This window comes from Bacillus sp. ISL-77 (genome assembly GCF_018613105.1).
This window is the reverse complement of the sequence record NZ_JAGGQY010000066.1, coordinates 1-5,496: the sequence shown is the minus strand read 5'-3', so window position 1 is coordinate 5,496 and position 5,496 is coordinate 1. Positions and strand designations below refer to the sequence as shown.

At 36.8% G+C, this 5,496-nt stretch carries 7 protein-coding genes and 1 pseudogene; 7 read left to right on the top strand and 1 reads right to left on the bottom strand.

Annotated elements, in window-relative coordinates; translation table 11 throughout:
- The 5 genes and pseudogenes from J7E77_RS24265 to J7E77_RS24245 form a co-directional block, all read left to right on the top strand.
- A pseudogene (locus J7E77_RS24265) lies at positions 1-196 on the top strand (tetratricopeptide repeat protein); the annotation flags it as partial.
- A gap of 78 nt (positions 197-274) precedes the next feature.
- Positions 275-487 (top strand): YqgQ family protein, encoded by a 213-nt coding sequence (locus tag J7E77_RS24260; protein ID WP_088088976.1) that lies wholly within the window; start codon positions 275-277, stop codon positions 485-487.
- Positions 488-492: 5 nt separating this feature from the next.
- Positions 493-1,464 (top strand): ROK family glucokinase, encoded by a 972-nt coding sequence (locus J7E77_RS24255; RefSeq protein ID WP_214717408.1) that lies wholly within the window; start codon positions 493-495, stop codon positions 1,462-1,464.
- Between the two features lie 134 nt (positions 1,465-1,598).
- Entirely contained in the window at positions 1,599-2,732 is a 1,134-nt protein-coding gene (locus J7E77_RS24250) for a YqgU-like beta propeller domain-containing protein (protein WP_214717407.1), read from the top strand.
- A gap of 86 nt (positions 2,733-2,818) precedes the next feature.
- Positions 2,819-3,136, top strand: coding sequence for an MTH1187 family thiamine-binding protein (locus J7E77_RS24245; protein WP_214717405.1), 318 nt, complete (start codon positions 2,819-2,821; stop codon positions 3,134-3,136).
- A 36-nt stretch (positions 3,137-3,172) separates the two neighbouring features.
- Here J7E77_RS24245 and J7E77_RS24240 read toward each other — a convergent pair whose 3' ends face one another.
- Positions 3,173-3,349 (bottom strand): DUF2759 domain-containing protein, encoded by a 177-nt coding sequence (locus J7E77_RS24240; protein ID WP_088088972.1) that lies wholly within the window; start codon positions 3,347-3,349, stop codon positions 3,173-3,175.
- 213 nt (positions 3,350-3,562) lie between these two features.
- On the opposite strand from J7E77_RS24240, the gene J7E77_RS24235 reads away from it, so the two are divergent.
- Both J7E77_RS24235 and J7E77_RS24230 read left to right on the top strand, forming a co-directional pair.
- Complete coding sequence (locus J7E77_RS24235; protein WP_214717403.1) at positions 3,563-4,198, top strand: MBL fold metallo-hydrolase; 636 nt, start codon at positions 3,563-3,565, stop codon at positions 4,196-4,198.
- A 166-nt stretch (positions 4,199-4,364) separates the two neighbouring features.
- Positions 4,365-5,453, top strand: coding sequence for a class I SAM-dependent methyltransferase (locus tag J7E77_RS24230; protein ID WP_214717401.1), 1,089 nt, complete (start codon positions 4,365-4,367; stop codon positions 5,451-5,453).
- The last annotated feature ends 43 nt before the right edge of the window (positions 5,454-5,496 follow it).

Genomic DNA, 5,496 nt, shown 5'->3' with positions numbered 1-5,496 from the left:
AGGTACTTTTTCAGTGGCCTCTGGTTTTGAGGAGGCTTTCTTTAATTTAGCTCTCATTAATCTTGAGCAAAAAGATCTGGAAGAGGCTAAAGGAAATATAGAACAAGCAATTAAGCTTAAACCGAATCAACAGGAGTATTCTGAATTACTACACGAAATTAATCGCCAGCTTCAATCCTCTGACGGAGGAGAATAGACTAACCAAATTATATTTCTGAAAAAAATATTGCTTGTACTAATATGTTTCTCTCAATTAAAATACAAGGAGATATAAATGAAAACTATTTATGATATTCAGCAATTTTTAAAGCGCTTTGGAACCATTATTTATATTGGTGAAAGAGTCGCGGACCTTGAATTAATGGAAATGGAGCTAAAGGAACTATATCAATCACAGCTGATTGAGCCAATGGAGTTCCAAACAGCTCTGTTAATTTTGAGGCATGAGATACAATTTCAAAAAGAAAAAGTCAAAAAAGATAGGTGATTCTATTGTCAAGAAAATGGATTGTTGGTGTTGACCTTGGTGGGACAACTACTAAATTAGCCTTCGTAACAACTGAAGGTGAAATCGTTCACAAATGGGAAATACCAACAGATAACACAAATGAAGGACAAAACATTACAGGTAATATTGCTAAGGCAATTGATGAAAAACTTGCTGAACATGATCAATTAAAAAGTAATTTACTAGGAATTGGTATGGGGGCACCTGGACCAGTTAACTATGAAAAGGGAATCGTTTTAAATGTCGTAAATTTAGGCTGGCCAGATAACTATCCCCTAAAGGACCGTCTTGAAGCAGCGACCTCACTACCAGCAGCGATTGAAAATGACGCAAACTCTGCGGCATTGGGTGAGATGTGGATGGGAGCGGGCGCTGGAGCGAAGGACCTTGTTTGTGTCACACTCGGAACAGGTGTCGGTGGCGGCGTAATTGTTGGCGGCAAAGTTGTTCAAGGCATTAATGGTGCTGCGGGAGAAATAGGTCATATTACAGCCATCCCATCGGGTGGTGCACCATGCAATTGCGGGAAGACCGGCTGTTTGGAAACGGTGGCTTCTGCAACAGGCATTGTTCGATTAGCTAAGGTTGAACTAGCTAAGGGGTTAAAAGGTGAATTATCTGAAAAGCTTGCTGAGAATGGCAGCATTACAGCAAAAGATGTCTTTGATGCAGCCCGTAATAGTGATGAATTGGCCAAATCAATTTTGGATGAGGTTTCCTTTCATTTAGGATTCGTATTAGCTAGTATTGCCAACACCCTAAATCCGGAAAAAATTGTTCTTGGCGGCGGTGTTTCAAAAGCAGGCGATATATTAGTAGATCCAGTAAAAAATAATTTTGAGAAGTTTGCTTTTTCACCTGTAAGGGATTCCACGAAACTTGCTTTGGCTACATTAGGAAATGATGCAGGTGTCCTTGGTGCAGCATGGCTAATAAAGAATAAATTAAATCAATAAACTCCAAAGGGAAAATCCGCAGTCATGCGGCTTTTTTCCTATTTAGTATTATTTGCTAAAAATGTTGAAACATTTTTGTCAAAAAAACGTACTAACCTATGAGAGCGAAAATGAGAGGAGGAAATATCGATAAATTGAGCCGGCAAAAAAGAAATTATCCTATTTTTCTGATCCTCCGTTTAATTTTTTTAATTCTCATTTTAACTGCATGTGCTCAAAAAGAGCAGTTGAAACAAAAAGTTACCGCTAAAAATGAAAAGCCTAAATCACCTGCTACTGCTCTAGGAAACGAATGGAAATTACCTATTTCCATCCCTGAAGGTGAATTTTATAAATTCGTCGGCTGGCTTTCTGGAACCAAAGTCCTCTACATTACAAATCTAGAACAAACTTCAAGTGTCTATCAGTACAATCTTTTAACAGGTAAAAGTGAACTAATTTATAAAAGTGAATATCCCATAGTCAACGTCCAAATTAGCCCTTCAAAAAAGAGAATGTTAATTCATACCTCGCCGTCATCATACGAAGGAGTAGTTACAATTATAGATATAAAAGGGAAGGAACAATTGAAAAAATCTTTTGCTTCCTATGAATTAGCTTTTGAGTGGAATCCTTATAAGGAATCAGAGATTCTGGTCACGAAATTTAATGAGGATTGGAGCTTTCAAGTATTATTACTTGATCTAAATAAGTCAAACACTACCGAACTTACCTTGCCCCAACCTTTTATAAAATGGAAGGGTGAGAATGAGGTTGCCTTCATTAATTGGGATGAAAATAATCCTTCCTTATTTGCACCACTTATTGATAGAAGTTTAGAAAATGGGATGGAAAATACACTGTTTTCTTCAGTGATCGATTTTTCCGAATTTCACGATTTGCTCGTGACTGTCTCTGTTAATGAACAAGATCAATCGATGGCCAACTATTCATTTTTTGACAAAGAAATGAAAAAGCTATTCACTTTTTCTATTCCACAACTTACAAATTATTCAGATTGGTTAGTTCCTTTCTATGACTATAATGAGCAGAAGGGACAATTTTTTACCTTTAGTCCTGTCACAAGTGGTGAAGCGGATTCCTATACAGAGGGCTTCCAACTCCTAGCTTACAATCCTAAGAACGGAAGTAGCAGCTTAATCATGGATGGGTTAGAAAATGAGCCCATTCATTTATCTCCTTCTGGTGATGCACTCTTGTATGGGAATCAGTTTGAAAAAATTATCGATATTAAGACCAAGAAAATATATGAGCTGATAAAAGAATGACAATATGGTTGTCATTTTTTTATTTGATCTCCCAATATGATAAAATCAGGTTGTGATGAAAATATAGGAGAGGAAGGTAATATTGCATGGCCATTGTAGATGTAGCAGTCATTCCAATTGGTACGGAAACACCAAGTGTCAGTAAATATGTGGCAAGTGTTCAAAAAGTTTTGAGGAAATATCAACAAGAAGGGAAGATTCGTTTCCAATTAACACCGATGAATACGATAATTGAAGGTGAATTACCTATCCTTTTTGAAGTAATTCAAGAAATGCATGAGGTACCCTTCTCTGAAGGAATCCAGCGGGTCGCTACAACGATTCGTATTGATGACCGAAGGGATGTTAAACGTAGTATGGAATATAAAGTAGAGCGGGTAACCACACTGTTAAACGAGGGATAGAAAAAAGACTGCCTGATGGCAGTCTTTTTAAGATTATTAGTGATGTCCTGTTGGAAAACCAGAATGAACAATGGTCATAACTGTAAACCAACCAAAAGTCACAAATGATGCTACACCCCAAAATGCACCTAAGAAATTTTTATTCTTTAGTGATGAAAATCCACCGAAAGCTGCAAGGATGGTTACGATAGCAAAAATAATTACTAAACCCATGGTAAATCCCCCTTTTTCATCATAAGCAGGCAATGCCTCAAACATTCCAAAGAAAATTATGTACCTATATTATATACATTCGACTCTTATTTTATATTTTTTTCTTTCATTTGTCGAGTGCAAATAAGAGACCATTGAATTAGTATTCTTTCTCTCAACTGTTTACTTAGTGTAAAATAATGATATCGCAATTTCAATTGGAGGTACTAAAGTATGAAATGGCAACAAATCCCATTAGGGGCACTTCAAACTAACTGTTATATTGTAGAAAATTCAGATCGTTCGTGTTTAATTATTGACCCAGGTAGTGAAGGGAAAAAACTCATTCATTTGTTGAACAATAGGAAATTAAAACCTCTCGCAATTTTTCTAACCCATGCGCACTTCGATCATATTGGGGGTGTTGATGAAGTAAGGGATTTTTATAAAATTCCAGTTTATCTTCACAAACAAGAGGAAAAATGGCTGGGTGACTCTTCATTAAATGGTTCGCAATTTTTTATGATTCAGGATTCAATTACAGTAAAGCCAGCTGATTTTATTTTAAAAAATGAAGGAGAAATGAAAATAGGTGGTTTTGAGTTTGACATTTTTCATACACCAGGACATTCACCTGGAAGTGTCTCATTTTACTTCAAAAAGGATGGGTTTGTTTTTTCAGGTGATGCCCTGTTTCAAGGCAGCATTGGCCGTACAGACCTACCAGGAGGAAACGAGGTACAGCTATTAAAAAGCATTCATGATAAGCTGCTTGTTTTGCCTGAGGAAACGTATGTCTTATCAGGCCACGGCCCTGTAACAACCATCGCTGATGAAATGGATAGTAATCCGTTCTTGAATGGATTTTAGAGGATAGAGAGAAGACAAAAATAGAAAAACCCTTCTCCAATTTGAGAAGGGTTTTTCTGGGGGATATTCTATTCTAATATGGGAGGGGATAAAAGTTAAGCTACTATCTTTACAATATTATAAAGTTTACACTGTGTCAATAGTGTTTATTTAAAAAGGAGCATATATGAATATATTTTTAAAGAGTTTAATTTCAAATTCACCCAATGAGTTAATTACCTATGCGGATTTCATGGGGGCAGCCTTATATCATCCTGATTTCGGTTATTATATGAAAGATAAACAGAAAATTGGCCGACAAGGAGATTTCATAACAACAAGCAATATATCTGATATATACGGAAGAATGATGGCAAAATGGTTTTCTCACGTATGTGAAAGGACACAATTAGCTCCAGTATTTTGTGAAATTGGAGCTGGGAATGGACGTTTTGCGGAGGCATTTTTACAGGAATGGCATGAAACGATTAAAACCCCATTAAAATATATAATTGTAGAAAGCAGTCCCTATCATCAGAAACTGCAAAGGCAATTGCTAACTAATTTTTCGGTTGTCCAAGTGGAAAGTATCAGCAATGTTGAGGCTTTTGAGGGAATGGTTTATTCCAATGAACTATTCGATGCCCTGCCAGTTCGTGTGATCGAGAAAGTCGATGGGCAGCTTTTTGAGGTTATGATAGGGATTCGAAGGAACGAACTGTATGAGCAAAAAGTATTGTTAACGGATTCAGATATCCTGTTTTTTTTACAGGAAAGCAAGCTTAAACTAAAGGAAAAACAGCGGATAGAGATCCCGTTAGCAATGGAAAAGATGGTGCGGGAAATTGCTCAGTCCCTCATAAAAGGAATGGTTGTGACAGCTGATTATGGCTATACACTTGAGGAGTGGATGGACCCAAGGAGGGCAAAAGGGAGTTTAAGAGGGTATTATCAGCATCAGATGATTGATGATGTCTTACAGCACCCAGGTGAAATGGATATTACCACGCATATTCATTTTGATTATCTCATTCAAAAGGGTGAGCAGGTAGAATTAGAATTAATTACCAAACTCAGACAGGATGAATTTTTATTAAAGTCCGGAATTCTAAAAGAATTAGCGAACCATTATGACCCCAATCCATTTTCAGAAGTCAGCAAACGGAATCGAGCGATTCGTAGTTTGATCATGCCATCCGGGATAAGCACCTATTTTCATGTGGTTATCCAGCAAAAAGGGTTTAAGTTAAATGAAAATGACGTTTTCGTAGAATAAAGAAAAAACGCCGGAGTATACTAGACTAACCTAAGAAAATGAG

Bases quoted from the DNA above. Each gene is read 5' to 3' on its own strand.
- J7E77_RS24260 (WP_088088976.1), top strand. From the start codon at position 275: ATGAAAACTATTTATGATATTCAGCAATTTTTAAAGCGCTTTGGAACC.
- J7E77_RS24245 (WP_214717405.1), top strand. From the start codon at position 2,819: ATGGCCATTGTAGATGTAGCAGTCATTCCAATTGGTACGGAAACACCA.
- J7E77_RS24240 (WP_088088972.1), bottom strand. From the start codon at position 3,349: ATGGGTTTAGTAATTATTTTTGCTATCGTAACCATCCTTGCAGCTTTC.
- J7E77_RS24235 (WP_214717403.1), top strand. From the start codon at position 3,563: ATGAAATGGCAACAAATCCCATTAGGGGCACTTCAAACTAACTGTTAT.
- J7E77_RS24230 (WP_214717401.1), top strand. From the start codon at position 4,365: ATGAATATATTTTTAAAGAGTTTAATTTCAAATTCACCCAATGAGTTA.